At 41.6% G+C, this 26,346-nt stretch carries 25 protein-coding genes; 17 read left to right on the forward strand and 8 right to left on the reverse strand.

What is annotated here, in order from left to right:
• Positions 1-486 carry a GNAT family N-acetyltransferase gene (locus AACZ11_RS08855; RefSeq protein ID WP_290625583.1) on the reverse strand — a complete coding sequence of 162 codons (486 nt, stop codon included), beginning with the start codon at positions 484-486 and terminating at the stop codon, positions 1-3.
• A 155-nt stretch (positions 487-641) separates the two neighbouring features.
• On the opposite strand from AACZ11_RS08855, the gene ribD reads away from it, so the two are divergent.
• Genes ribD through AACZ11_RS08870 form a run of 3 tightly spaced genes read left to right on the forward strand, consistent with a single transcriptional unit; the run spans position 642 to position 3,183 of the window.
• Positions 642-1,691 carry a bifunctional diaminohydroxyphosphoribosylaminopyrimidine deaminase/5-amino-6-(5-phosphoribosylamino)uracil reductase RibD gene (gene ribD, locus AACZ11_RS08860; RefSeq protein ID WP_290625585.1) on the forward strand — a complete coding sequence of 350 codons (1,050 nt, stop codon included), beginning with the start codon at positions 642-644 and terminating at the stop codon, positions 1,689-1,691.
• Positions 1,688-2,560: an EamA/RhaT family transporter gene (locus AACZ11_RS08865; RefSeq protein WP_290625587.1), complete on the forward strand. Its 873-nt coding sequence runs from the start codon at positions 1,688-1,690 to the stop codon at positions 2,558-2,560. Before ribD ends, AACZ11_RS08865 begins: the two co-directional genes overlap by 4 nt.
• The gene (locus AACZ11_RS08870; protein ID WP_290625589.1) at positions 2,560-3,183 is read left to right on the forward strand and encodes a YigZ family protein; all 624 of its coding nucleotides are present in this window, start codon (positions 2,560-2,562) and stop codon (positions 3,181-3,183) included. The genes AACZ11_RS08865 and AACZ11_RS08870 overlap by 1 nt, the downstream gene beginning before the upstream one ends.
• A gap of 1 nt (position 3,184) precedes the next feature.
• On the opposite strand, the gene AACZ11_RS08875 is transcribed toward AACZ11_RS08870, so the two are convergent.
• Positions 3,185-3,583, reverse strand: a complete 399-nt coding sequence (locus AACZ11_RS08875) for a thioesterase family protein (RefSeq protein ID WP_290625591.1) — start codon at positions 3,581-3,583, stop codon at positions 3,185-3,187.
• A gap of 204 nt (positions 3,584-3,787) precedes the next feature.
• Between AACZ11_RS08875 and dnaA the strand changes: the two genes are divergently transcribed.
• From dnaA to AACZ11_RS08895, 4 genes are read left to right on the forward strand one after another with little or no spacing between them, the layout of a single operon-like run.
• On the forward strand, positions 3,788-5,218 hold the full coding sequence (gene dnaA / locus AACZ11_RS08880; RefSeq protein ID WP_034257624.1) for a chromosomal replication initiator protein DnaA: 1,431 nt from the start codon (positions 3,788-3,790) through the stop codon (positions 5,216-5,218).
• A 41-nt stretch (positions 5,219-5,259) separates the two neighbouring features.
• Entirely contained in the window at positions 5,260-5,712 is a 453-nt protein-coding gene (locus tag AACZ11_RS08885; RefSeq protein WP_290625595.1) for a low molecular weight protein-tyrosine-phosphatase, read from the forward strand.
• A 53-nt stretch (positions 5,713-5,765) separates the two neighbouring features.
• Positions 5,766-7,142 (forward strand): PQQ-dependent sugar dehydrogenase, encoded by a 1,377-nt coding sequence (locus tag AACZ11_RS08890; protein WP_290625597.1) that lies wholly within the window; start codon positions 5,766-5,768, stop codon positions 7,140-7,142.
• Positions 7,143-7,149: 7 nt separating this feature from the next.
• Positions 7,150-7,863: an SAM-dependent methyltransferase gene (locus AACZ11_RS08895; protein ID WP_290625599.1), complete on the forward strand. Its 714-nt coding sequence runs from the start codon at positions 7,150-7,152 to the stop codon at positions 7,861-7,863.
• A 4-nt stretch (positions 7,864-7,867) separates the two neighbouring features.
• Here AACZ11_RS08895 and AACZ11_RS08900 read toward each other — a convergent pair whose 3' ends face one another.
• The 5 genes from AACZ11_RS08900 to dapF all read right to left on the reverse strand — a co-directional run bounded on the left by AACZ11_RS08900 (position 7,868) and on the right by dapF (position 12,060).
• On the reverse strand, positions 7,868-8,515 hold the full coding sequence (locus AACZ11_RS08900) for a peptidoglycan-binding protein LysM (protein WP_290625601.1): 648 nt from the start codon (positions 8,513-8,515) through the stop codon (positions 7,868-7,870).
• Between the two features lie 273 nt (positions 8,516-8,788).
• A complete protein-coding gene (locus AACZ11_RS08905; protein ID WP_290625603.1) occupies positions 8,789-9,415 on the reverse strand; it encodes a hypothetical protein in 627 nt (208 codons plus the stop codon).
• Positions 9,416-9,723: 308 nt separating this feature from the next.
• Positions 9,724-10,767, reverse strand: a complete 1,044-nt coding sequence (gene mltG / locus AACZ11_RS08910) for an endolytic transglycosylase MltG (RefSeq protein WP_290625605.1) — start codon at positions 10,765-10,767, stop codon at positions 9,724-9,726.
• Positions 10,757-11,290, reverse strand: a complete 534-nt coding sequence (locus AACZ11_RS08915) for a GNAT family N-acetyltransferase (RefSeq protein WP_339832185.1) — start codon at positions 11,288-11,290, stop codon at positions 10,757-10,759. Before AACZ11_RS08915 ends, mltG begins: the two co-directional genes overlap by 11 nt.
• On the reverse strand, positions 11,287-12,060 hold the full coding sequence (gene dapF, locus AACZ11_RS08920) for a diaminopimelate epimerase (RefSeq protein ID WP_339832188.1): 774 nt from the start codon (positions 12,058-12,060) through the stop codon (positions 11,287-11,289). Before dapF ends, AACZ11_RS08915 begins: the two co-directional genes overlap by 4 nt.
• Before the next feature lie 130 nt (positions 12,061-12,190).
• On the opposite strand from dapF, the gene AACZ11_RS08925 reads away from it, so the two are divergent.
• From AACZ11_RS08925 to murQ, 10 genes are all read left to right on the forward strand, one after another.
• Positions 12,191-13,585: a trypsin-like peptidase domain-containing protein gene (locus tag AACZ11_RS08925; protein ID WP_339832191.1), complete on the forward strand. Its 1,395-nt coding sequence runs from the start codon at positions 12,191-12,193 to the stop codon at positions 13,583-13,585.
• A gap of 158 nt (positions 13,586-13,743) precedes the next feature.
• On the forward strand, positions 13,744-15,192 hold the full coding sequence (locus AACZ11_RS08930) for a glyceraldehyde-3-phosphate dehydrogenase (RefSeq protein WP_339832193.1): 1,449 nt from the start codon (positions 13,744-13,746) through the stop codon (positions 15,190-15,192).
• 162 nt (positions 15,193-15,354) lie between these two features.
• The gene (locus AACZ11_RS08935; protein ID WP_339832195.1) at positions 15,355-15,795 is read left to right on the forward strand and encodes a GNAT family N-acetyltransferase; all 441 of its coding nucleotides are present in this window, start codon (positions 15,355-15,357) and stop codon (positions 15,793-15,795) included.
• A 42-nt stretch (positions 15,796-15,837) separates the two neighbouring features.
• Positions 15,838-16,332 carry a tetratricopeptide repeat protein gene (locus tag AACZ11_RS08940; RefSeq protein ID WP_339832197.1) on the forward strand — a complete coding sequence of 165 codons (495 nt, stop codon included), beginning with the start codon at positions 15,838-15,840 and terminating at the stop codon, positions 16,330-16,332.
• Between the two features lie 2 nt (positions 16,333-16,334).
• Complete coding sequence (trmD, locus tag AACZ11_RS08945) at positions 16,335-17,012, forward strand: tRNA (guanosine(37)-N1)-methyltransferase TrmD (RefSeq protein ID WP_339832199.1); 678 nt, start codon at positions 16,335-16,337, stop codon at positions 17,010-17,012.
• Positions 17,013-17,243: 231 nt separating this feature from the next.
• Positions 17,244-17,594: a 50S ribosomal protein L19 gene (gene rplS / locus AACZ11_RS08950; RefSeq protein ID WP_034257607.1), complete on the forward strand. Its 351-nt coding sequence runs from the start codon at positions 17,244-17,246 to the stop codon at positions 17,592-17,594.
• A 582-nt stretch (positions 17,595-18,176) separates the two neighbouring features.
• On the forward strand, positions 18,177-20,405 hold the full coding sequence (locus AACZ11_RS08955) for an NADP-dependent isocitrate dehydrogenase (RefSeq protein ID WP_290625846.1): 2,229 nt from the start codon (positions 18,177-18,179) through the stop codon (positions 20,403-20,405).
• A gap of 116 nt (positions 20,406-20,521) precedes the next feature.
• Positions 20,522-22,834 (forward strand): TonB-dependent receptor, encoded by a 2,313-nt coding sequence (locus AACZ11_RS08960; protein WP_290625847.1) that lies wholly within the window; start codon positions 20,522-20,524, stop codon positions 22,832-22,834.
• A gap of 3 nt (positions 22,835-22,837) precedes the next feature.
• Positions 22,838-23,647, forward strand: coding sequence for a DUF4249 domain-containing protein (locus AACZ11_RS08965; protein ID WP_290625845.1), 810 nt, complete (start codon positions 22,838-22,840; stop codon positions 23,645-23,647).
• Between the two features lie 37 nt (positions 23,648-23,684).
• Complete coding sequence (gene murQ, locus AACZ11_RS08970; RefSeq protein ID WP_290625844.1) at positions 23,685-24,506, forward strand: N-acetylmuramic acid 6-phosphate etherase; 822 nt, start codon at positions 23,685-23,687, stop codon at positions 24,504-24,506.
• A 223-nt stretch (positions 24,507-24,729) separates the two neighbouring features.
• On the opposite strand, the gene AACZ11_RS08975 is transcribed toward murQ, so the two are convergent.
• Positions 24,730-26,100 carry a T9SS type A sorting domain-containing protein gene (locus AACZ11_RS08975; protein WP_290625843.1) on the reverse strand — a complete coding sequence of 457 codons (1,371 nt, stop codon included), beginning with the start codon at positions 26,098-26,100 and terminating at the stop codon, positions 24,730-24,732.
• Positions 26,101-26,346 lie beyond the last annotated feature (246 nt).

Below are 26,346 nucleotides of genomic sequence, written 5' to 3' on the forward strand. Positions count from 1 at the left end.
CTAAAGATCTTTTAACATATGTACCGGGCACGAATAATGGCCGGTGTCGCCCATGGGCCCGTCGATATACCGAAAGCCTACCCGCTCATATAACTTTTGAGCAGCGGTCATATACGGCATGGTCTCCAAATAACATTGTTCAAAGCCGAAGGTTCTCGCCTTGGTGAGGCATAGTTTGATCATGGCATCACCAACACCACGACCCCGCGCTTCGGGAAAGAAGTACATTTTTTGAAGTTCACACACATTGCCTTCGTGATTCTCTAGTGGCGCCACCCCTGCCCCTCCAATGAGTTTTCCGTTCTCCTCTACCACGAAATAGGCTTTTTTTTGGTCTTGATAGGTTTCAAACATCGCATCCAATGCTTTGTCGGCATAGGCTGTACCAACCTTTGGGACGCCAAAATCCTCTAACACATTACGTATTAAGCTCGCAACATGGGGATTGTCTTTTTTTTCAATAGGACGAATGATAGGTGTACTCATCTAACTTATTCCTTGTATTTTTACGTTCTGGAAGTTCCGCTTAGTGTCCTTCCTTAAGGATGGTAAAAATAGGATTTAAATTTGAATACGAGATCTAAAAAACAGGATCCACCATGTTTGATACTATCTCTTAATCACCAAGGAATTGTAAGCCATTGAGCAATCACGAGACATTTATGATGCGCTGTGTACAGCTGGCCAAGAACGGGCTGGGCAGCAGCTATCCCAATCCCTTGGTGGGTAGTGTGATTGTACACAAGGGTTCAATTATTGGAGAGGGGTGGCACTTCAAAGCCGGGATGCCGCATGCCGAAGTGAACGCTATTGAAAGTGTCAAAGAGAAGAACGTTTTGAAAGAAGCAACGCTGTATGTTTCTTTAGAACCTTGCAGTCACTTCGGGAAAACGCCTCCGTGCGCCAATCTTATCATTGACAGTGGTATTAAAAAAGTGGTCGTAGGAAGCCTTGATCCCAATCCGAAAGTTTCCGGACGCGGGATTCAAAAATTGATGGAAGCCGGATGCCATGTTTTGGTTGGCGTTGCTTCTGAAGCATGTGAAGAATTAAACAAGCGCTTTTTTACATTTCATACAAAGAAGCGTCCTTACATTTTTTTAAAGTGGGCGCAAACCAGTGACGGGTATCTGGCCCCCTCGAAAGAAAACCGAACTGAACAGGCACCCATTTGGATCACCGGAAAAGCTGCCCGTCAATGGTCACATAAACTACGCGCAGAAGAACAATCCATATTGGTGGGAACCCAAACTGTCCTAGATGATGATCCCGGATTAACAACTCGTGACTGGTACGGCTCATCCCCGCTGCGCATAGTGATCGATCGGAATTTACGTATTCCCGAAACAGCAACTGTGTTTAATGGATCTTCAGAGACTCTGGTACTAACAGAAAAGGAAAAAGAGAACAACACTATGGTTCGATATGAGAGGGTTTTGTTCTCAGAAAACCTTCCGAAGCAGATATGTGATATATTGTACACTAGCAACGTCCAATCGATGATCGTGGAGGGAGGAACGAAAACACTTCAGTCTTTCATTGCCCTAAATCTTTGGGATGAAGCCTTCGTCTTTACGGGAAGCGTACGATTCAGTTCGGGTATTGCGGCTCCTGTGATTTCAAGCAGATTATTTTCAGAAAAAAAAATAAAAGAAGATCTACTTCGTCATTATAAAAACCTCAACCCTTGATCTATCTACTTCTTAGTATAGCAGCCTCTGTGGCGATCTTTATTGTCTTTAAGCTTTTTAGTCGGTATAAGGTCCATACATTTCAAGCGATCGTCGTCAATTATGTAGTTGCTTGCAGTTGCGGCCTTCTTGCCTATGAAGGTTCGGTGATACCAAGTGTGATCGTTGGTTATGGCTGGTTCTATTACACCTTGGCACTAGGTGCACTGTTTATTACCGTTTTTAACCTTATGGCGATAACGACGCAGCGCAGCGGACTATCGGTCGTTTCTGTAGCCACAAAGATGAGTGTCGTCGTCCCTATTGTTTTTGGGCTGGTCTATTATAAAGAGTCTCTGGGGGCATTGAAGATAATAGGTATACTCCTAGCGCTTGCCGCTGTGTACCTCGCTTCCATCAAGTCTAAAGAAGGACTTACTATCAAGACCAAGAATCTAATCTTTCCGCTATTGGTTTTTATTGGCAGTGGGGTGATCGACACTAGCATCAAGTATTTGGAGGGGAGTTTTGTAGCAGCAAACGATGTCCCATTATTTTCGGCTACTATTTTTGCCAGTGCTGCTATTTTGGGTATCTTAAGCATTGCGGTTCTAGCCGTTCGTGGAAAGATTCATGTACAACTAAAAAATATACTTGGGGGTATTGCCTTAGGGATACCCAACTATTTCTCTATTTACTTTTTAGTAAAAGCCCTTCGGAGTGGATTATTGGATAGCTCGGGAATTTTCACTGTAAACAATGTGGCCATCGTTATGGTTTCCACCTTGGTTGGTATCCTCCTTTTCAAAGAACGGCTACTCCCCAAGAATTGGTTAGGCATAGCGTTGGCTGTGCTCAGTATCTTTTTGATCACGATAGCCGGAATGTAATGGAATTTTCAGAAAAAGACACGTATAGGACTATTAGCAAAGCCTCGAAGGAGGTACTCTATAAAGATCGGGGAAGTAAATTCTATGGATATGCCTATCCGGTTACGAATGAAGATACCATCAAGGAGTACCTTGAAACGCTAAAAAAACAGCACCATAATGCACGACACTGGTGTTATGCTTGGCAGTTGGGCGTAGACTATTCGAGCTATAGAGCCAATGACGATGGAGAACCATCCAACAGTGCCGGAATGCCTATTTATGGTCAGATCCAATCTTTTGAGGTTACCAACATACTCGTTGTGGTAGTTCGCTATTTTGGAGGCACTAAGCTTGGCGTGGGCGGTTTGATACAGGCGTATAAAAACACGGCACAACTCGCTTTGGAAGCTTCAAAGATCGTAAAACGAACCATCGACGAATCGTTTCTTCTCAGCTTCGAATATGCAGAGATGAATACTGTAATGCGTCTAATAAAAGAAGAGAATATTAGGATAGTGAGACAAGAAATGGAGTTACAATGCGCATTTGAGATTGCCGTTCGTAAAAAAGAGGCTGAGAGGATTTTTGATCTTTTTAAAAATACATATAAGGTTACGATTAAGAAACTTGAAAACAGTTGAGCTATTCTTGTAATTTCTTCAACAAATAATCGGGTGCTTTTTGTATTTTTTTTGTGGTGCTGTTCACAAAGACAAGGGAGGTCGTTGCGGTGATCAAAAGGACCCCTTCCTCATTGTGAATTTCGTAATAAAAGTCGATTTTGAAAGTAGGAATTTTCTTTAATGCCGTTGTAACCAATAAAACATCGTCATAGTGCGCAGGAGCCTTATAATCAATCGTTAAATTAATGACCGGAAGGTGGACATTGTTCGCCTCCATCCATTTATATGAAAAGCCTAAATCCCTTAGCCATTCGGTTCTCCCTTGTTCAAGATATTGTGCATAGTTTCCATAGTAGACCACACCCATTTGATCGGTTTCTCCATAACGCACCCGTATTTTTGTAAGATTTTTTTTCACTGCAATTGACTTAAAAGGGGAACTTTTTTCGTAGATTTGAATGAAGTACAGTATGAGAAAAAAAAACAACAAATTCAATACGCTTTCGGTTTTTTTTTTCAATAATTTGTTCACATATTTGCAGTGTTAAGAAAATGTTACAGAAAACACTTTTTCTACATTTTTCACGGCATCATTTAACTAACTAAAACTTCACCATAAACTATGAGCAAAACTGCGGAATCGGTTTGGAAAAATTGTTTGTCCTTTATTGAAGATAATATTACTTCACAAGCATACAAAACCTGGTTCGAGCCTATCAAAGCAGTGAAACTTACAGACAATGCTCTTAGTATTCAGGTTCCCAGCAAGTTTTTTTATGAGTGGTTAGAAGAGCACTATGTGAAATTATTGAAGGTGGCATTAACAAAAGAATTGGGCGCCACTGCCAAATTGGTCTATGTGATCAAAATGGAGAACACCTACGGGAACAAACAGCCTTTTACCGAAAAGATCCCCAGTTCCAACAGAAGCAATTCTCAGGCTTCGCAAGAAGTGGACGTTCCATTAAAAAACAAGAGTCCGGAGCTTAAAAATCCTTTCGTGATCCCCGGGATTCGTAATGTAAAGATAGAATCGCAACTTAATCCCAATTACAATTTCGATAACTTTCTTGAAGGAGAATCCAACAGGTTGGCGCGTTCGGCAGGGATGGCTGTTGCCAATAAACCCGGAGGCACGTCTTTTAATCCGCTTCTTATTTTTGGAGGAGTGGGATTAGGTAAAACGCATTTAGGGCATGCCATAGGCGTGGAGATCAAGGATAAATATCCTGAAAAGACCGTTCTATATATTTCTGCTGAAAAATTTACACAACAATACATAGAATCCGTTAAGAAGAACAATCGAAACGATTTTATACATTTCTATCAAATCATTGATGTATTAATCGTTGATGACATTCAATTACTATCAGGAAAGGCCGGCACACAAGATGTCTTCTTTCACATCTTCAACCACTTACATCAAAACGGGAAGCAAGTAATTCTAACGAGTGATAAGGCTCCTGTCGATATGATCGATATTGAGCAACGCTTGTTGTCTCGTTTTAAATGGGGTCTTTCAGCAGAATTGAACCATCCGGATTATGACACACGTGTTGCTATTATTAAAAATAAGTTATATCGCGATGGTGTGGAAATGCCCGAAGATATCGTAGAGTTCTTGGCAAACAATATAAAAACGAATATTCGTGAGTTGGAAGGAGCCATTATCTCATTGATCGCCCATTCCTCCTTTAATAAGCGAGAGATCACCATCGATCTTGCAAAGAAGATCGTTGACAACTACGTAAAACACACCAAACGAGAGGTTTCCATTGATTACATACAAAAAGTGGTGAGTGAGTACTTTCAAATGGACGTAGACACTCTGCAATCCAAGACCCGTAAGAGACATATTGTACAAGCGCGACAATTGGCCATGTTCTTTGCTAAGAAATTCACCAAAGCTTCTTTGGCATCCATTGGTTCGCAGATCGGTCAGCGTGATCATGCCACCGTACTACATGCTTGTAAGACTGTAGACAACTTGTCTAGCACTGATAAGCAATTCAGAAAATACGTAGAAGACCTTAATAAGAAACTTACGTTGTAACGGACGATCCCGGAATTTCCGGGTTTTTACTTTTCCGCATTATGCAAACAAAAATACTCATGGTCTGTTTGGGCAATATTTGCCGCTCTCCGTTGGCAGAAGGTATTTTAAAGTCTAAAGTCGATACAACCAAGATACACGTGGAGTCGGCGGGCACAGGTGGCTGGCACGTGGGAGAACTCCCCGACCCCCGAAGTATTGAAGTTGCTAGAAAGAACGGTTTGGACATTACCGACCAACGCGGACGAAAATTTTCTGCATACGATTTTGAAACGTACGATCATATCTTCGTGATGGACACCTCCAATTACCGCGATGTCATTGCATTGGCACAAAGTGAATCTGAAAAACGGAAAGTACAACTTATTCTTGATGAGCTGTTTCCCGGAGAGAATGTAGATGTTCCCGATCCCTATTATGGAGGCGATCAAGGATTTGACAATGTGTACCAGATGCTGGATGAGGCATGTGAAAAGATTGCCGCACGACTTTAACTTTTATTATAGAAGGGTTTTACTTACTTTAGTAGGGAATCAAATACGATGCTATGAAAAAATATATCCTCACTTTATTGGGCATTTTCTTATTTGGAATGTCTTTCGCACAGGTCAATTTTGTTCCTTTTGCAGACAACTTAAACAGTCCTGTCGATCTGCAACATGCCGGTGATGATAGGCTGTTCGTAGTAGAACAAGGCGGGCTCATTAAAATCCTCGATCTCAACGGAAACGTGAACCCCACAGCTTTCCTTGATATTTCAGGTCAAGTATCCGGAGGCAGCGAACAAGGTTTGTTGGGATTGGCTTTTCATCCCGATTATGCCAACAACGGTTTCTTCTATGTGAATTATACAAAAACAAATGGAGATACCAGAATTGCACGGTTTTCGGTAGATCCCGGAGATCCGGATATAGCGCTCCTTGGATCAGAACTCACCATACTTGAATATTCACAACCCTTTTCCAACCATAACGGAGGTGGCATCGCCTTTGGTCCCGATGGCTATCTATACATTTCCTCCGGAGATGGCGGAAGCGGTGGTGACCCCGGCAACAGAGCTCAAAACACGACCATCCTGTTGGGAAAATTATTACGTATCGATGTAGACAATCCCTCGGGAGGCAACAATTACGGTATCCCGGCAGACAATCCGTTCGCAGGTAGTTCTGTGAATGCACAAGAGATCTGGGCCTACGGATTGCGCAACCCGTGGCGCTTCTCCTTTGACAGCTTAACCGGTGATCTTTGGATAGGCGATGTGGGTCAAGGCGATGTGGAGGAGATCGATAAAGCAGGACCCACCGAGGCCGGTTTAAATTACGGCTGGCGGTGTTATGAAGGATCCGAACCTTTTAATACTTCCAACTGTCCGGACCCAAGCATGTTGACCTTTCCGGTTGCCGAATATTCTTCAAGTACAGGCTCGGGGAACTGCTCGGTTACCGGCGGCTATGTGTACCGTGGAAATACCTACAACGGAAGCTACGGATTGTATTTGGCAGCCGATGTATGTAGCGGAAGGGTTTTTACCGTAGACAGTGCAAATAATTTGGTTGACGAGGGTACATTTAGTGGCGCATGGGTTTCCTTTGGGGTGGATTTTACCAATGAGCTGTACATTGTTGATATTGGCGGAAGGGTCTTAAAATTTGAAGGGACCATCCTCGATCTGGACGAATTTGATCTCAATTCATTTACTGTGACTCCAAATCCTGCCAATGCTGAAGTTCGTATCGCTTCGGAAAAAGATACGATCGCTTCCATAGTCGTGACCGATCTTAAAGGCAGTGTATTATATTCTGAAGGTTCGGTAAGATCATTAGAAGCAACCCTTTCAGTAGAAAACTACAGCAAAGGCATGTATCTGGTTCGAATCACTTCCGAAGCAGGTGCCGTAAGTGTTCAAAAACTCGCCGTTCAATAGCAGGCGCATGGAGGGCAAAAAGGGACATTTGTATCTAATACCATGTACCTTGGGTGACACACCTCCCTTAGAGGTACTTCCCTTATTGGTAAAGAAAGCAGTAGAGCATATTGACCATTATATTGTGGAGCACGAAAAGAGTGCGCGGCATTTTATAAAGAATATCGTCCCTCGGAAATCACAACCCGACCTGCACTTTCAGCATATCAATAAATTTACGCACGATACTGAAATTCCGGAAATGCTTACCCCCTGCTTTGAAGGTTTTGATGTGGGGGTCATTTCAGATGCCGGCTGTCCCGGTATCGCAGATCCGGGTGCCCTCGTTGTACGACAAGCACATTTGCAAGGGATTCGGGTAGTACCTTTGGTGGGTCCGTCCTCATTGCTATTGGCTATGATGGCCAGTGGGTTCAACGGACAGAACTTTGCTTTTAACGGATACTTGCCCATCGATAAACAAGAGCGAAAGACCGAATTGAAACGCTTGGAGCGACTTTCATCCGAACAAAATCAATCTCAATTGTTTATTGAAACCCCTTATCGTAACAATCAGATGCTGGAAAGTCTGTTACAAACACTTCATCCTGAAACACAGCTGTGTGTAGCCTGTGACATTACGTTACCTTCAGAATACATCTACACAACCACTGTGGCCTTGTGGAAAAAAAGAAAGGTGGACCTCCATAAAAGACCCACCTTATTTATTCTTCAAAAGTGATAACTTAGATCGCTTTTGCTTTTTTATTTGCTACAATATGTGATGTATCATATCCCGAAAATTTCTTGAGGTAATACCGAATGGAAGTTCCGTTTGCATCTGCAAAACCAACTTCGCCACCACTACGCAAGAACTTCTTTACATTGCCAGCGCCGGCAAGATGCGCCGCAGCCAAGATTCCGGATTCCGTAACCTTTACGCCACCTATATAACGACCTCTGTAACGCTTGATATCTCTGCGTAAGATCCATTTGTTGCGTGCCGCATAAGCATCGAAGGCTTTTTCTTGTAAATATGTATCTCCTAAAAAAGTTTCTGCATTCTTAATACCGATCATTTGTAAGGTTCCCTTACCAAATTGATATTTTCCTAAATATCCAAATTGATTGATCGTTTCGTAATCCCCTCTGGATTCTTTAAAGCCTAATGCCTCTTTAAATCCAACGTAGGTTTTTCCTAAAAACAAAGTATAGGAAGGAACTATGGTTGAATTGAAGTCTGTTACATCCAATTCGTTTGGAACATCATAACAAAGTTCAATTTCATCCATTCGGTACTGTGAAAGATCGACCCTGTTTCGTGTCGAAAATCCCGTTATCACAAGCGATGTGATAATCAGCAAACCAAATAAGCGTAGTAAATTACGTTTCATTTTTAATAAAAATTCGAATCCCCGGAGGTATCCTATTTTCAGCGTGCAAAGATACGCCTTTTTTTACAAATTTGATTTTCAGACTGTTAAAAAATGTTAAAACCAAGTCTGCTGTAATTTGTGCGAAAAGGGTCACAAATTTTGCAACTTAAAAATACGCTTTTATTGTATTGAAATAACCATGTCGTGCTGAAATTAATGACAGGTTATGAACAGAATTAAGATGGGCCTAAAATGAAAAAACCAGGCTTGTCAACCTGGTTCTCTCAATAATTATAATGTCGCTCTGGCATTATTATCGGGTAGTATGGAAGTAAGGTCGTAATGTGCAAACTTTTTCATGTACCTTGTTATAGGTACATTATTGGCGTCTGCAAATACGTCCTCTCCATTCGATTCAAGAAACTTCATTACATTTCCTGCACCGCCCAAATGCGCTGCGGCGATCAAGCCGGATTCGGTTATTCGTATGCCATCAATTACTTGACCATTGAATTTAGTAATATGGTCTTTTAGTACCCATTTGTTTTTGGAGATAAGCGCTTCGAACGCTTTTTCCTGCAACAAAGGGGAGTTTAAAAATTGACGCTTATTATAAATTCCTACCCAATTAAGGGCAGAACGGCCAAATTGATATTTGCCCATATAACCTAATCTGTTTACAGCGTTGTAATTTCCACTGCTTTCGCTAAAGCCGAGGTCCTCACAAAAGCCTAAATACGACTTTCCAACAAAAGGAATGTTTTGTTGGGGATTCATACTTACTTCGTAATCAAAAGGAACATAGGCGAGTTCACCTTCAATTTCCGAAGCAAATATCGAACTGCTTTTACTTTCCTTGCTAAAGGAAAAACCAGACACCACAAACGTGGCGACTAGCAGCAGCACAGACAATTTCATAAAACGTTTTCGCATGTTCTACTTAGTTTAAGAATTATAATTATTGCGCCATTTCTTCGTGAAATGGCGAAATACTCTTAACAGCAAACATAAATCGCTAGCAAACCTACGCCTGCTAAAAAGGTTTTATGAATTGTTAGATTTTTATGTCAAAGAACATTTTAAAAATGATGTAATTCGTGATTATTTATACCGTATAACGTGTGTTTCCACGTTACACCTACATTTACAAATATATGGAGATAGGGAGGTATTAAAAGAGCCCTTAACAGTCTTTAACCCTGCTTTTTGTAAAGGTTTAACAGAATTTACCGATTCACCCCGTTCGCATTTACCCAGCGCACATATTCGGCTTTATTAGCATTGTGCTGCGCCAAGGTCTTCGCAAATTTATGGTAACCAAAATTAGTCACATCGGCTACGAAATAGAGGTAATCGTGCTTTTCCGGCTGCAATACTGCATCGATGGCAGAAATGTCCGGCATGGCAATTGGTCCGGGCGGCACCCCGGCATATTTGTACGTATTGAAGGGTGAATCCAATTCAAGGTCCACGTAAAGTACTCTTTTTATAACTTGCTCAAAATCATTCTCTCCTTTCTTTTTCGCATAGATCACCGTAGGATCTGCCTGCAGCAGCATCCCTCGCTTCAACCTATTGACATACACCCCGGCTACACGAGGCCGCTCATCCACTTTGGCCGTTTCTTTTTGAACAATAGCGGCCAAAGCCATGACCTCATTTTTGCTTAAACCCAATGCCTTGGCTTTTGCCACTCTGGATTCGGTCCAAAAGCGATCGTATTCGGTTCGCATCCTGTCACGAAACGTTTCGGCCGAACTGTTCCAATAAAACTCGTACGTATTGGGTATATACATCCCTAGCGCCGTATCTTGGTTGAAATTGTTTTCAGTCAAAAATTGAGGATCACGCATAGCGTTCAACAACGAAAGGCTGTCTGCTTCTATCTGTTTCGAAATATGACCCGCAAGATTCTCTAAACGCTCCTGATTATTGAATTTCACATTAATGGGAATATTCTTGCTTCTAATGGTATTGATAATATCATTATTATTCATTCCCTTTTTAATAATGAAATGTCCCGGTTTTATATTTGCGTGATATCCCTTGCGTCTCGCCACTAATTCGAACGAGTCGATATCGTCCAATAAAGGTTCCAACTCTGCTAACACATCTCTAAATTGGGCGTTGGAAGCGATGTAAACATGTGCCTCTTTATTGTTAAAAGCAGTATTTTCTGAAAAAACATTGGTGTATACATAGAGTGCAAATACGCCCATACCTACGAGACCCAAAAGAACAACGGCGATTAGAATTTTTTTAATGTACATGTGCTATTAACTGATATATATATTCATTTTTATAGGTTCCTTCGGAAAAAATCCAATCTCGTTTGAGTCCCGCTTCGGAAAACCCTGCTTTCGTAAACAAGTGTATGCTTTTTTTATTGTCTTCGGAAACATTTGCGTACACTTGGTGCATCTGTAAGTGTTGGAAAGCGTATTTACAAACAAGTGCAACCGCTTCCGAAGCATGGCCTTTACCCCTATCTGCTTCCGAAGCAATAATAATACCCAAACCAACCCGGTGATTCTTCGGGTCAAAATCAAACAGGTCGATCAAACCAATGACCTTGCCGTTCTCTTGTGTACAAATAACCAATCGTAGTTGTTTGACCTCGTAAATATCACGGTGCGCGTTGTCCAGATATTGTTTCAGTACAAACTTAGAATAAGGCGTTACGGTATTGCTTAGTTCCCAAATGCTTTCTTCATTCTCGAGTGTGTAGAGAAAATCCAGATCTGAAGGCTCTAAAGCCCGAAGCATTACAGTATTTCCTGTGAGCGTAATCACGACCAAGTCCCTTTAAAAACCTGTACTGCAGGGCCTATTAAATAAACATCTTTATATCCGGCGTCCGTTTTCGTGAAGGTAACCGTTAAGTTTCCACCGGGTGTTTCCAAGGTAACCCGAAGCGCCCGGGTCCTGTCCAAGACATGCATAGCCAGAGCAACTGCTGTCACTCCTGTCCCGCAAGACAAGGTTTCATCTTCCACCCCGCGTTCGTAGGTGCGAACTGAAAAAATGTCATTCCCCTTGGGTGTCACAAAATTTATGTTGGCTCCCGCCTTCCCGTAGCGATCATTTCGAATAGCACGCCCTTTCTCAAATACATTGTACGCATCTACAGCTTCCACGATCTCGACATGATGCGGAGAACCGGTATCCAAGAACACAAAATCTTGAGACAGGGTTACTCCGTGCACATCGTTCATCCTCAATGAAACAAGCTCCCCTTCAATCGTCGCTTCATGCATGCCGTCTACCGCTTCAAAGGTTGCTTTGGAATCAATTATGCCTAAATAATTCGCAAAATGAACAATACAGCGTCCTCCATTACCGCACATGGAGCTTAGGTTTCCATCGGCATTGTAATAGACCATGGAAAAATCTGCCGTAGCATGGGGTTCCAGTAGGATGAGTCCATCGGCTCCAACGCCAAACCTTCGATCACAGAGTTGTGCCACCAATTTGGTATTATTTTTGGAGAAGATACGCTGACGATTATCAATCATCACAAAATCGTTTCCGGTTCCTTGATATTTATAAAACTCGAAGGCCATAATGACAAAGGTATAAAAAGCCTAAGCTAGTTTTTAAAGAAAAGGCTTGTTAAATGGACGTTAAATGTGAAATAGTTTAAGAATAATCTCGTCTTTATATAGTTAAGTATAATATTAAAATAGTTTACAAATGAAACAGACACTTCAATTTTTTATCGTTGCGCTGTTTGCCGGCGCTCTCACCTTGGGCGGTTATAAGATACTTGAAGAACCTAAAACCGGTTCTCTCACAACTCAAAATGAAACCGCTTCTTTTATCCCAACGAATTTCACATCATCCACTGCCCCGATTGGTAGTATAGATTTTATAGAAGCTGCCGAGAAAACAGTACACGCGGTGGTTCACGTAAAGAATAAGACCATTACCACACAACCCAGAAACATGATGGATTATTTTAACGGCGGTGGCGTTCCCAGAGAAATGATAGGATCGGGTAGCGGGGTAATCATCTCTGCAGACGGTTATATAGTAACAAACAATCATGTGATCGCCAATGCTTCCGAATTATCGGTAACCTTGAATAACAATAAAACCTACAATGCCGAATTGATCGGGACAGATCCTAAAACCGACATTGCTCTTATTAAACTAGACAGCAATGAAGAGTTTCCTTACGTCCCTTTTGGTGATTCCAACGAGATCAATTTGGGCGAATGGGTCCTTGCGGTAGGAAATCCTTTTAATCTTACCTCTACAGTTACAGCCGGAATTGTTAGTGCCAAAGCACGTGACCTGAACCAATTTGATTCCAATCCGCAATCTTTTATTCAAACCGATGCAGCCGTAAATCGAGGGAACAGTGGTGGTGCCTTAGTTAATACCAGAGGAGAGCTCATTGGAATCAATACTGCGATCACTTCAGAAACAGGATCGTATGTAGGGTATTCCTTTGCGGTACCTTCTAATATCGCCAGAAAAGTGATCGAAGATATCATGGAGTTTGGCAATGTACAACGTGGTATCCTTGGGATCACCGGAGGTACTTTGAATTCACAGATCGCTAAAGATATAGGCATCAACGATACCGAAGGAGTTTATATTGCCGGTGTTGAAAAAGGGAGCGGTGCCGAAAAGAGTGGCCTGCGAGAAGGAGACGTGATCAAGAAATTGGACGGCTATAAGGTTGGAAAATTCTCTGATCTTTCCGGCTATTTGGGATCCAAAAGACCCAACGATGTTGTACAGGTAACCGTGCTTAGAAACGGAAGCGAAAAGAATATTCCCGTAACGCTTATCAAACTGGAGACCTTCGAGATTTCAGATCTTGGTCTTGAGGTAAAGAATGCAAGCACATCCGATCTAAAATCTCGGGGCGTATCAAACGGCGTGTTAGTGACCAGAACATTGACACAAGATATGTCACGATATAATCTGGCCGGTATTTTAATCACCAAGATCAATGATGAGACGATAGAAGATATTGACGATGTAAAACGAATCATGAATCGTCGCGACTACAGCGCACCTATCAAGATGACCTTTGTAGATCAGCGTGGCGAAGTAAACACGTTCATCTTCAGATAGTGCTTGTTTCTTTCTGAAGAAGGTACCCCTCTAAAAATCTGATTTTTGGAGGGGTATTATTTTTATTATTTGCTTCATCATACCGTTGGAAATAATTACTTTTGCAGCAAATTTAAAACCCCGCTCTCGTACACGTGAGCGCCTTAAACCACACAACTATGAGTTTTGATGACGTTTATGAAAAAGAACTGTCTTTTCAAACCGACCGCCGTAAAGCGACCGTAGAATTTATAAAGATCGTGAGCGATCTTTGGTACGACAAGTCTATTGAGTTGGTACTTTTCAGAAACCAATTGATTGACAGAAATGTAAGTGAGATCTTGAATCTTCACGAATATGCCGGAGAATTTGTACAAAAACCCATTTCCATTTTCGATTCTGTAGAAATAGCGCAAGCCATCAAAACTTTGGACCTTCCTCCTGCTAAGCTTGACATTGGAAAGCTTACATACGAATATCATTTGGAAGATAATAAGTATGAAGATGCCATTGCTTTTGTAAGCGATAAACTGAAAGACGCTAAGCAAACACACAACATTACACCAAAAGACGTTGTTTTGTACGGGTTTGGTAGAATTGGACGTCTATTGGCGCGAGAGCTAATGACCAGAACCGGACAAGGGAGTCAGATGCGATTACGAGCCATCGTAACACGCGGGGCCATCGATGCTACGGTTTTGGAAAAAAGAGCGTCATTGTTGCAGTATGATTCGGTACACGGAGACTTTCCCGGAACCGTTCGTGCCGATCTTGAAAACAAAGCTTTGATTATTAACGGCACTACGGTTCATATCATTTCAGCCAACAATCCTGAAGAGATCGATTACACCGAATATGGTATCGAGGATGCCCTTATTATAGACAACACAGGCGCTTTTCGCGACAAAGAAGCCTTGAGCCGTCATTTGGTGGCCAAAGGAGCAGCCAAAGTGTTGCTTACTGCCCCCGGGAAAGGAGTGCCAAACATTGTTCACGGTGTGAACCATCAAGAATACGATCCGAATGAAGTAGATATTTTTTCGGCTGCCTCTTGTACCACCAATGCCATAACTCCAGTTTTGAAGGCCATCGAAGATAGTTTTGGTGTAGTTCAGGGACACTTAGAAACCATTCATGCGTATACCAATGATCAGAACTTGGTCGATAATATGCATAAGAAATACAGAAGAGGCCGTGCTGCCGCTTTGAACATGGTTATTACTGAAACCGGTGCCGGAAGCGCAGTTTCGAAGGCATTGCCATCGTTTGAAGGTAAATTGACCTCGAATGCGATTCGCGTACCGGTCCCCAATGGTTCTTTGGCTATTCTGAAGCTGGAATTAGAAGCGAAAACGTCTATTGACGGGATCAATTCGGTCATGAAAAAATACGCTTTGGAAGGTGATCTGGTAGAACAAATCAAATATTCGTTAAACAACGAATTAGTGTCTAGCGACATCGTGGGATCCTCGGCTCCTTCTATTTTCGACAGCAACGCGACCATTGTGGCCAATGACGAAAAGAATGTGGTGCTTTACGTGTGGTACGATAACGAGTACGGGTACAGCCATCAGGTCATTCGTTTGGCGAAATACATCTCCAAAGTAAGACGCTATACCTACTATTAGTAGTCACAAAGTTTTATTTCTGAAAGCCTGTTGACGCGTCAACGGGCTTTTTTGATACGTTGTTTTTTAGAACAGCGTTACAAGAAAGTTGAAACATTGTGTAATCAATAGGTAAGGTATTTGATTACTGAAAGCCCTATCTTCGTAACATAGTCATTACGCATGAAGATACTAAAAGCTACAATCGATCATTTGGAAGCACTGGTCCCTCTCTTTGACGGGTATCGGGTATTCTACAAGCAGCCTTCCCATCCTGAAGCAGCCCGCGCCTTTTTGACCGAACGGTTTATCAAAAAAGATTCCGTCATTTTTATTGTATTGGACAAAGAAGGAAGTGGCCTTGGATTTACCCAATTGTACCCTAGTTTTTCTTCAGTAGCCATGCAACGCACTTATATTTTGAACGATCTATTTGTTGCGCCATCTGCGCGAAAACAGGGTATTGGTGAAGCCTTGTTGAACAAAGCAAAGGAATTTGCAACGGCTAACGGAAGCCGCGGACTCACCTTAGAAACCGATATCGATAATTCCGCCCGGCATCTCTATGAAAAATTAGGCTGGAAAAAAGATACACATGTTTTTCATTATACTTGGGAAGCATAAACTCATTGAATTGCCGTATTTTTACCCTCTAAAAATAGTACTATGGATCATTTGACAAAACTTGAAGAACTGTTGGATCAAGCCAATATGGATATTAAGAACGGGCAATATGATGAGGCCACCAACAAACTTGAAAAAATTATCGACATGGATCCCAATTTCGGGAAAGCATATAACCATTTGGGCTATCTTTACGAAGTAAAATTTAAAGAATACGAAAAAGGTGAAACACTCTACAAGCTTTGCTTAGAAAAAAGCCCCATGTATCCGGCCGTCTACTATAATTATGCCGTTCTACTTTCTACCCTCGAAAAATACGACGAACTAAAAGAGTTACTGGATCAGGCGATCACGATTCCCGGAATCACCAAATCCACCATTTATAATGAGTACGCCATCATGTACGAACAACAAGGAAAGCTCACCGCAGCTATAGAGCATTATAAAAAAGCAGCATTGAACACCTTAGACAAAAGCGTCTTAGAACGCGCAAAAGGTTCTATTGAGCGCTGTAAAATGAAACAAGAATTTCTATAGGCATGCGTATTGACATCATAACCGTTTTACCCGAATTACTGGAGAGTCCGTTTGAGGCTTCTATTTTAAAGAGAGCTATTGAAAAAGGGTTGGTGGAAGTACATACCCACAATTTACGTGAATATGCTACCAACAACTACAAACAGATTGACGACTATCAGTTTGGAGGGGGTGCCGGAATGGTGATGATGATCGAACCTATAGATAAATGTATTACCAAACTTAAAGGCGAAAGAGCTTATGACGAAGTTATTTATATGACGCCGGATGGGAAGACCTTGAATCAAGGAATGGCGAATGAGCTATCACTAAAGCAAAATATCATTATCCTTTGTGGTCACTATAAGGGGGTAGACCAAAGAGTGCGGGATCATTTTATCACCAGAGAAATATCGATTGGCGATTTTGTACTTAGCGGTGGTGAACTTGCTGCCGCCATTGTATGTGATGCTGTTATCAGGTTACTGCCCGGCGTACTAGGGAATGAGACAAGTGCCCTGACCGACAGTTTTCAAGACGATCTGCTCGCTCCGCCCATCTATACACGCCCTGCCGACTATAAAGGGTGGAAAGTGCCGGAGATACTTTTAAGCGGCAACACCCCTAAGATCGAGGCTTGGCGTGAAGCCGAAGCACACAAAAGGACGGCAACACGACGACCCGATCTGTTGGAAGAGTGACCCGCGATAGCAATTGAGGGAAATTACGCCGCCGCAGGTTGCCCGGGGGGGGGTAGCCAAGGGGAGTAATCCCGAAAGCGCGACCCTCCTGATAAAAGGAGGGGATCGCCCAAATAAAAATGAGAAAACAGTTGCACCCTAGTAGAAAATGCTTATTTTTGCAACCGATTTAATCCAACCTCTGGCGAGATCCGTGAATGTTGTTTTAAACAGAACGCTAAGTCAATAACAATGGAAGAGTTAGTAAAATTTGTACAAGACGAATTTATAACCAAGAAAGAATTCCCGAAGTTTAGTGCGGGAGATACCATTACGGTGTATTATGAGATCCGTGAAGGAGAAAAGACAAGAACACAGTTCTTTAAGGGTGTTGTAATCCAGATTAAAGGTACCGGAAGTTCACAAACCTTTACCATACGTAAAATGTCCGGAACGGTAGGTGTAGAGCGTATCTTCCCCGTGAATTTACCTGCACTTCAAAAAATTGAAGTGAACAAGACAGGTAGTGTACGTAGAAAACGTATCTACTACTTTAGAGGTCTTACCGGTAAGAAAGCAAGAATTAGAGAAAAGCGATCGTAGTTTTTCTTTGAAAGCACTTCTAAAAAGCACTCTTTTCAAGGGTGCTTTTTTTATGAACAAATGTTCATAACCTTCGTTTATAATTGGTTAATATTTAAACCCTTATAAAAGTTGTTTTATTGAATTTCTGTTCTATATTAGCAATATCAAAATGGTGTTACAGCCAGATTGTATACATAAAGTAACGTTCTTTATATACTTTTTTTTAGTTGTTTGAGATGCTAACGATCCTTGCGATGGTTAGGATTGAGATTAAAGAAAAGTTCGAGACTGTTTTTTGAGACCAAGCGTAACTTTTAGTTACTGGTTCGAGAAAAACAATTCTCTTGAAACCCATCACAACTGCAAGGGTATAATAAACTTGCTTTGATTCGCCTTGGGCGAATGGTTGGTAACGATGTGTTTCACAAGAAGCCATAGCACTGTAGCAATACAATGTTATGGCTTTTCTTGTTTTAGGAAGTTCGTGGCATTAACAAAATATAGTAGCACCCCCCTTTTAAAAGCCTGTTCAAATCGTTATATTTGCCATTCTTTACTACCAAAAGTTTATTTTTTAATACTGAAAAAACAATCCATTCAATGTCGAATAAAGCGAAAATAATCTATACAAAGACCGACGAAGCACCCTACCTGGCCACTCACTCACTGCTTCCTATCTTGGAAGCTTTTACAGCTCCTTCGCAGATCGAAATTGAAACACGTGATATCTCCCTTGCAGGGCGTATACTCGCTAACTTTCCGGAGTACCTTAAAGAGGAACAACGTGTGAATGATGCCTTGACAGAACTAGGAGAACTCGCCAAACAACCCGATGCCAATATTATAAAGCTTCCCAATATTAGCGCTTCTATTCCACAGCTCACCGAAGCAATTACAGAATTGCAATCACAAGGCTATGCTCTACCCGACTATCCGGAAGATCCTAAAACCGATGAAGAGAAAAAAATAAAAGCTACCTACGACAAGATTAAAGGGAGCGCTGTGAATCCCGTGCTTCGAGAAGGAAATAGCGATAGACGGGCACCCAAGGCTGTTAAGAACTATGCCAAAAAGAATCCGCATAGCATGGGCGCGTGGAAGAGCAACTCAAAAACGCATGTTGCTACGATGACCCAAGGGGATTTTAGACATAATGAAAAATCGGTTACCATTGCCGGGGCGGGAGCTCTAAAGATCGTACTCAACGAATCATCGGGAGCCAAGACGGTACTTAAAGAATCGGTTCCTGTATTAGCCGGGGAGATCGTGGATGCTTCGGTAATGAGCAAAAAAGAGTTACTGTCCTTTCTAGAACATCAGGTAAAAGATGCGAAAGACAAAGGAGTGTTGTTCTCATTGCATATGAAAGCGACCATGATGAAGGTAAGTGACCCGATCATCTTTGGACATGCAGTTCACGTCTATTTTTCAGAATTGTTCCAAACACATAAAGATACCTTTGATGCCCTAGGCGTAGATGTAAGAAATGGTTTTGGAGATCTTACAAGTAAGCTATCAGAACTACCTTCGGAAAAAAGAAAAGCTATTGAAAAGGACATTACTCGTATTTTAAAAGAACAACCTGACCTTGCTATGGTCAATAGTGACAAAGGGATCACCAATTTACACGTGCCCAGCGACGTGATCATTGACGCTTCCATGCCGGCGATGATCCGAAACTCAGGTCAAATGTGGGATAAAGATGGTGCAACCCGTGATACCAAAGCCGTGATCCCAGATAGTAGTTATGCCGATGTTTATCAAGAGACCATCGACTTTTGTAAAGAACACGGAGCATTTGATCCAACAACCATGGGAACTGTACCCAATGTTGGACTTATGGCACAAAAAGCCGAAGAATACGGATCGCACGATAAAACATTTGAGATACCTGCTGATGGAACGGTAGCAGTGGTTGATCAAGATGGCAACACTCTAATAGAGCATGCTGTTGCCAAAGGAGATATTTGGCGAATGTGCCAAGTAAAAGACTTGCCAATACGCGACTGGGTAAAATTGGCGGTAAGTAGAGCCAGAGCCACCGGGAGTCCTGCTGTATTCTGGCTGGATCAATCCCGTGCACATGATGCACAATTGATCAAAAAAGTCAAAGAGTACCTTCCACTTCACGACATACAAGGATTGGAAATTAAAATATTATCACCTAAGGACGCTACAAAATATACCCTAGAGCGTGTAAAATCCGGGAAGGATACCATTTCGGTGACAGGTAATGTGTTACGGGATTATCTTACTGATCTCTTTCCTATCCTAGAATTGGGCACGAGCGCCAAAATGCTTTCTATCGTTCCTTTGATGAACGGCGGAGGGCTCTTTGAGACCGGAGCCGGAGGTTCTGCCCCAAAACATGTAGAACAATTTACAGAAGAAGGTCATTTAAGATGGGATTCGTTAGGCGAATTCTTGGCCATAGCAGTTTCTTTGGAACATCTTGGCAATACTTTCGGCAATGAACGCGCCCTTTTATTATCTGAAACGCTGGATGATGCAACCGAAAAACTCCTTGAAAACAAAAAGGGACCATCCAGAAAGGTCAATGAACTTGATAACAGAGGCAGTCATTATTATTTAGCATTGTATTGGGCGCAAGCATTGGCTGCTCAAAATAAGGATGCTACACTAAAAGAGCGGTTTGCTCCTATTGCGAAAGCACTGGAGGCTAACGAAAAGACCATTTTAAACGAACTGACCGCTGCACAAGGCCATTCCGTGTCCATAGGTGGGTATTACTGGCCGGATGAAAGTAAAGTAATCCAAGAAATGCGTCCCAGTAAAACGTTTAATAGGATATTATCCGGCATTCAATAAATCTTTGTTAAAAAGCCTTCGGAACTTACGAAGGCTTTTTTTTATCGTTATTTTTAAAAAAAATTGCATTGAAAAATATTCTTGTATGGTTAGCGTGCTTCGGAACTTCGGTACTGATGGCACAGGAACGATATACCTTAAGTGGTACTGTTTCCGAAGCGGACACAGGTGAAACACTTATTGGTGTTAATGTTATAATCCCCGATCTTCAAACGGGAACGGTTACAAATCAATATGGCTTCTACTCCATTACACTGCCTCAAGGAGACTATGAAGTGTATTACAGCAATCTGGGCTTTGCAACGAAAACCATGGCAATATCGCTGCAACAAAATATCCAACAAGATATTATTTTAGAAATAGATACAGAGGAACTCAACGAAGTCGTTCTCAAAGCTGATGTTGAAAAACTCAATATCAAAAAGCCGCAAATGAGTGTAAATTCATTGTCTATGGAGACCATCAAGCAATTGCCTGTGGTCTTAGGGGAAACAGACGTCATCAAGTCCATTACCTTGCTTCCCGGGGTTACCAATGCAGGGGAAGGCGCCAGCGGCTTCAACGTTCGGGGCGGTGCTGCCGATCAAAATTTGATTCTGTTGGACGAGGCGACTCTCTATAACTCTTCACACCTGTTCGGATTCTTTTCGGTGTTCAATCCGGATGCTATCAAGGATCTTACACTTTACAAAGGAGGTATCCCGGCGCGGTATGGCGGACGTGTATCTTCGGTACTGGATATCTATCAAAAAGATGGCAGCAAGCGGGAATTCCGTGCCAAAGGAGGCATAGGATTGGTGGCTAGCAGGTTGCTGCTGGAGGGCCCAATTAAAAGAGATACCGCTTCATTTTTGGTGGGTGGCAGAAGCAGTTATGCCCACTTATTCTTACCATTGTTTGACAATAATAATGTGGCATATTTTTATGATCTCAATACTAAAATAAGCTACAATCTTAATAAGAACAATCGGTTGTACTTGTCGGGTTACTTCGGAAGAGATGTTTTTAGTATTGCAGACAGTTTTGCCAATAGCTTCGGAAATACGACCTTCAATCTGCGCTGGAATCATTTGTACTCTGATAAGCTCTTCAGCAATCTATCCTTAATCTATTCCGATTATTTTTATGGTCTTGAGCTGAAGTTTGTTGAATTCGATTTCGACAGTGGAATCCAGAACCTAAACCTGAAATATGACTTTACGCATTTCCTTTCAGAAAAGATAGACCTGCGCTACGGTCTTAACAGTATCTATTATTCATTCAACCCGGGTGATATTAAACCCACCACCGAGGGTTCGGGTATCAATCCTTTTAAACTTACCGATAAGTATGCCTTTGAGAATGCCGTCTATGCAGATGCCGAAGTAATCCTTTCCGGTCGTCTTGCCATTCAGGCCGGATTGCGAGTTTCAACCTTCAACAGGCTGGGGCAAGACGCTTTGAATATTTATAAAGATGACAATCCCATTTTATACGATGAGACTTTGGAAATTTACCAAAAGGCAACACCCATAGATACCCTTGCATTCTCGCGTGCTGAGACTATAAAATCCTTTGCACAGTTGGAACCACGAGTGGCAGTAGCGTACCAACTTAATGATAACACCTCACTGAAGGCGAGCTATAACCGTATGGCGCAGTACATCCATCTCATTAGCAATACCACTTCGCCTACCCCCTTTGACATCTATGCACCCAGTGGTAAATATATTGAACCACAATTGGCCGATCAAGTGGCTATTGGATATTTTAAAATTTTCGACAGATATTCGTTAGAAATAGAAAGCTTCTACAAAACGGTTAGGAATCGATTGGACTATGTGGATGATGCAGATCTTATTGCCAACAATGCTATTGAACAGATTCTTTTAAATGGAGAAGCAAGGGCGTACGGCTTGGAAGTGCTTTTCAGAAAAACAGAGGGTACGTTACAAGGCTGGATTGCTTATACGCTCTCTAAAAGCGAACAGCGAACCCCAGGAAGAGCACTTGTGGAAACAGGGATCAATAACGGTGCGTGGTACAATTCGCCATGGGATAAAACGCACGATATTAGCGTGACGGCCCAATATGAATGGTCCAAGAAATGGTTTTTTGGTGCCAATATGGTGTATCAAACAGGACAACCGACAACCTTTCCCAGTGGACAGTATACCTATAATGACATAGTGGTTCCCGTATATGAAGCAAGAAACAGCAGTAGGCTTCCATCGTATCATCATTTGGACCTTTCGGCTACCTGGGTACCAAAACCCAATTCGGAAAAACGGTGGAAAAGTGAGTGGGTCTTTAGTATTTACAATGTGTATAATAGGAAGAATGCTGCTTCCATCTCTTTTCGTGAAAATACTGATATCAACAGAAATGAAGCAGTTCGTCTGTCGATCTTTGGTATTATTCCGGCGATTACCTATAATTTTAAATTTTAGATCATGAAGCAATTTTTTATCTTTTTTGGATTGTTAGTAACGCTTTCTTCATGTGAAGATGTAATTGATGTTGACCTAAACGAAAGCGCTCCTAGATTTGTGATAGAAGCGAACATTTTTCACTTTAAAGAACAGGATCGCAATCGTGTTCATGTTGAACTAAGTGAAACAACTCCTTTTTTTAATAATATTCCGCAACCTGTAACTGGTGCTTCTGTTATAATTATAGCAGAAGACGGAACTCAATTCAATATTGAAGAAGCGCCCAGTGGAGGAGTGTATACTATGGAAGGGTTTCCGTTAGTGGAAAATTCGATGTACCGAATTGAAATTACGTACAACAATGAAATCTACACGGCTACAGAACAACTGGAATTGGTACCTTCTTTAGAATTTGTAGAACAACTAAATGATGGCGGTTTTTCTGGAGAAGATATTGAGTTGAAAGCATTTTTTAATGATCCACCGAACGAAGAGAATTATTATTTCTTTGAAGGTTTGAGTACCCGAGGGAATGCCTATGACACCTTTAACGATCAGTTCTTTGACGGGAATCAGATCTTCGGGTTTTATTCTGTGGAGGATCTAAAAGCCAACGATCAAGTAACTTTTTATCTCCATGGCGTAGATAAGAACTTTTACAACTTCATGTTTGTATTGTTGCAGCAAAGTACAGATCAAAGTGACGGACCGTTCGAGACACAACCCGCTACAGTAAGAGGTAATATTGTAAATACTACCACACCCAATAACTTCCCGCTTGGCTATTTTAGGATTTCTGAAGTATCTGTGCTCGCATATACTGTTCAATAATTGACTTCATTTTAGGTAAAGAATCGTAAATTTGTATATGAGTTTTACCAAAACTACCGAGGCAGATTCACATTACGACCACCTAGAAAAAATGAGCGTCGGCGATCTGCTCATTCATATCAATACCGAGGACAAAACAGTCCCATTGGCAGTTGAGCGCGCGCTTCCTCAGATTGTGACCCTCACCGAAGTGGTCTCTAATGCATTAAAATCCGGCGGACGTTTGTTCTATATTGGTGCCGGCACCAGCGGTCGACTGGGCATTGTGGATGCCAGTGAATGCCCCCCAACCTTTGGTGTCCCTCATGATCTTGTTATTGGTTTGATAGCCGGTGGGGATGCTGCCATTAGGAAAGCCGTGGAATTCGCCGAAGACTCCCACAAACAAGGCTGGGAGGATCTAAAAAAGTATGCTGTTTCAAAAAAAGATGTCGTGATTGGAATTGCGGCTTCAGGAACAACACCCTACGTCATTGGCGCACTTAAAAAGTGTAATGAAGATAATATTGTTACAGGATGTATCACCTGCAATGCGGGAAGTCCGTTGGCATTAACAGCGAAACATCCCGTAGTAGTAGTAGTGGGTCCCGAAGTAGTAACGGGAAGTTCTCGCATGAAAGCCGGAACTGCACAAAAATTAGTATTAAATATGATTTCCACTGCAGCGATGATTCAGTTGGGTCGCGTTAAGGGAAATAAGATGGTGGATATGCAATTGAGCAATAATAAACTCGTGGATCGCGGTACTAAAATGATCATGCATGAGCTCAATATTTCAGAAAAAGAGGCACAACAGTTGTTGAATATCCACAAGAATGTTCGTTCTGCCATTAAAGCGTATCGCAATGAGACACACTAACAAGCAAATTTTAGTGAAAGGTATTAAACGGCTAGTATTGTGCATCCCGCTTTTGGTCTTAACGACCTATATACTCACGTTCGCCTTTTTGAATAAAGAAACCATCCCACTTTATATATTCTTACCTTTGGGAATTATTGTCATGGCAGTAACGATCTTCCTTCTTTTTAGTGGAATAAAGATTATTTTGACTTCTTTATTTGGGGAAAAGAATTCTTCATAATTAATCTTTTTTTATAAATCGAAGGGTGTGTTGCTTGCCTTCAGCTTCAACGGTAAGAAGATAGACCGCAGCTTCCAAAGAGGAAACGTCAAGCGTTATACTTTCTGAATGTACTGTTTGCTCTAAAATACGTTGCCCCAATAAATTCATGATCAATACGCGCTGTATAAGACCGTTGTATTGAACGGTTAAAACGTTATTAGCAGGGTTGGGATACAGCCGTAGTGCATTGGCATCAACATCTGAAATTCCCAAAACAATATTGACAGTAACTGCAAGCGGTTCGCTCAAACAATTATCGACAATACTCACTGCATAATATGTAGTCCCATCGACTAGAACGGTTGATAATGGTAATGGATTGGCACCTGTCATCGCATCTGCTTCTGTTGCGAACCATGTTACGTTTGAAGGTGAAACCACAATATCGGCCAGTGTCGCACCCTCATTAAAAGTCTGGCTCGCATCCCCGGTAGGAGTCGCAGGAGGCGTACAGGGTGTTAAGCTTATCATTCCAAAATATTGGCTGGATTCCGAGTTTATGGCCGTACTCGTTCCTGTATTAGGATCCAAGCTTCGCACCCCTGCGGCATTAGACACAAGTACGTTATCGTTACCCAAAATTGCTACACCTCTTAGATTTCCTTCATTCCAATAATTGAGAATGGATCCATCGGCAATTGAAAATTCATAAAGTCCGGAGCTATTGGGTCCGGTGACACTAAAAACAGCAGCATATACAGAATTATTCGCTGTATTGACCTCCATTTGTTGGATGAAATTCACAACCCCTTGATTCAGTATATTTCCTAATACATTACCACTATAATCACGACGTTCAATTTTAGATTCTGAGCCTATATAGGAAATATAAACTTCTCCGTTTCCAACGTCAATAATATCGAAGGTAGAATCATTTCCAGTAGTAGAGAAAAAACCTAGATTATTTCCATCTAGATCAAACCTAACTATGGCATTTCCAGGCGCACCATTATTAGTTCCTGCATTGGTTACCCACACTTCCCCATTAACGATTTCCATTCCTCGGATATTATCTAAGCCACCTCCGGTTACTTGACCTCCTATGGTGCTAAGATAATTCCCATCAATATCAAATCGATCGATTCGATCCCGTATTTGATCTGTGATCCAAATCTCATCAACAACTTGAAGCAACGCTTTTGGAGTTCCCGGGTCCAAAGGTGTAAGATCGATAAAAGACGGGTCTAGTATAGTTCCATCGTTGGGATCTAAAAGCACAACCAATGGATCTTGAATAACAGCAATTCTTTCTTGAGCTGTTAATAAAGAAACAAATAAGACAAGAATTATAAAAAAAGGCATACGGAAGTTAGTAGAAATAGTATTCATATTTGGCTGGTTTTAGAACTACAAGATAGAAATAAAATCGATTTGCATAGAAAAAACAATACGATGAAGGGAAATGATTTATGTCTAGTAAATAGGAAACGAGTACATTATAAAAAAACCAATTGCCCTAATGAAGCATTTTAAAGTAATTAGATATGCTTGTAATTCACCTTCATCTTGTTGAATTTACGGCATAAAAAAAGACCCAATTCTTTCGAATTGGGTCTTTATAAGAAGGCGGCGACC

This window comes from uncultured Altibacter sp. (assembly GCF_963972995.1).
Lineage (GTDB): Bacteria > Bacteroidota > Bacteroidia > Flavobacteriales > Flavobacteriaceae > Altibacter.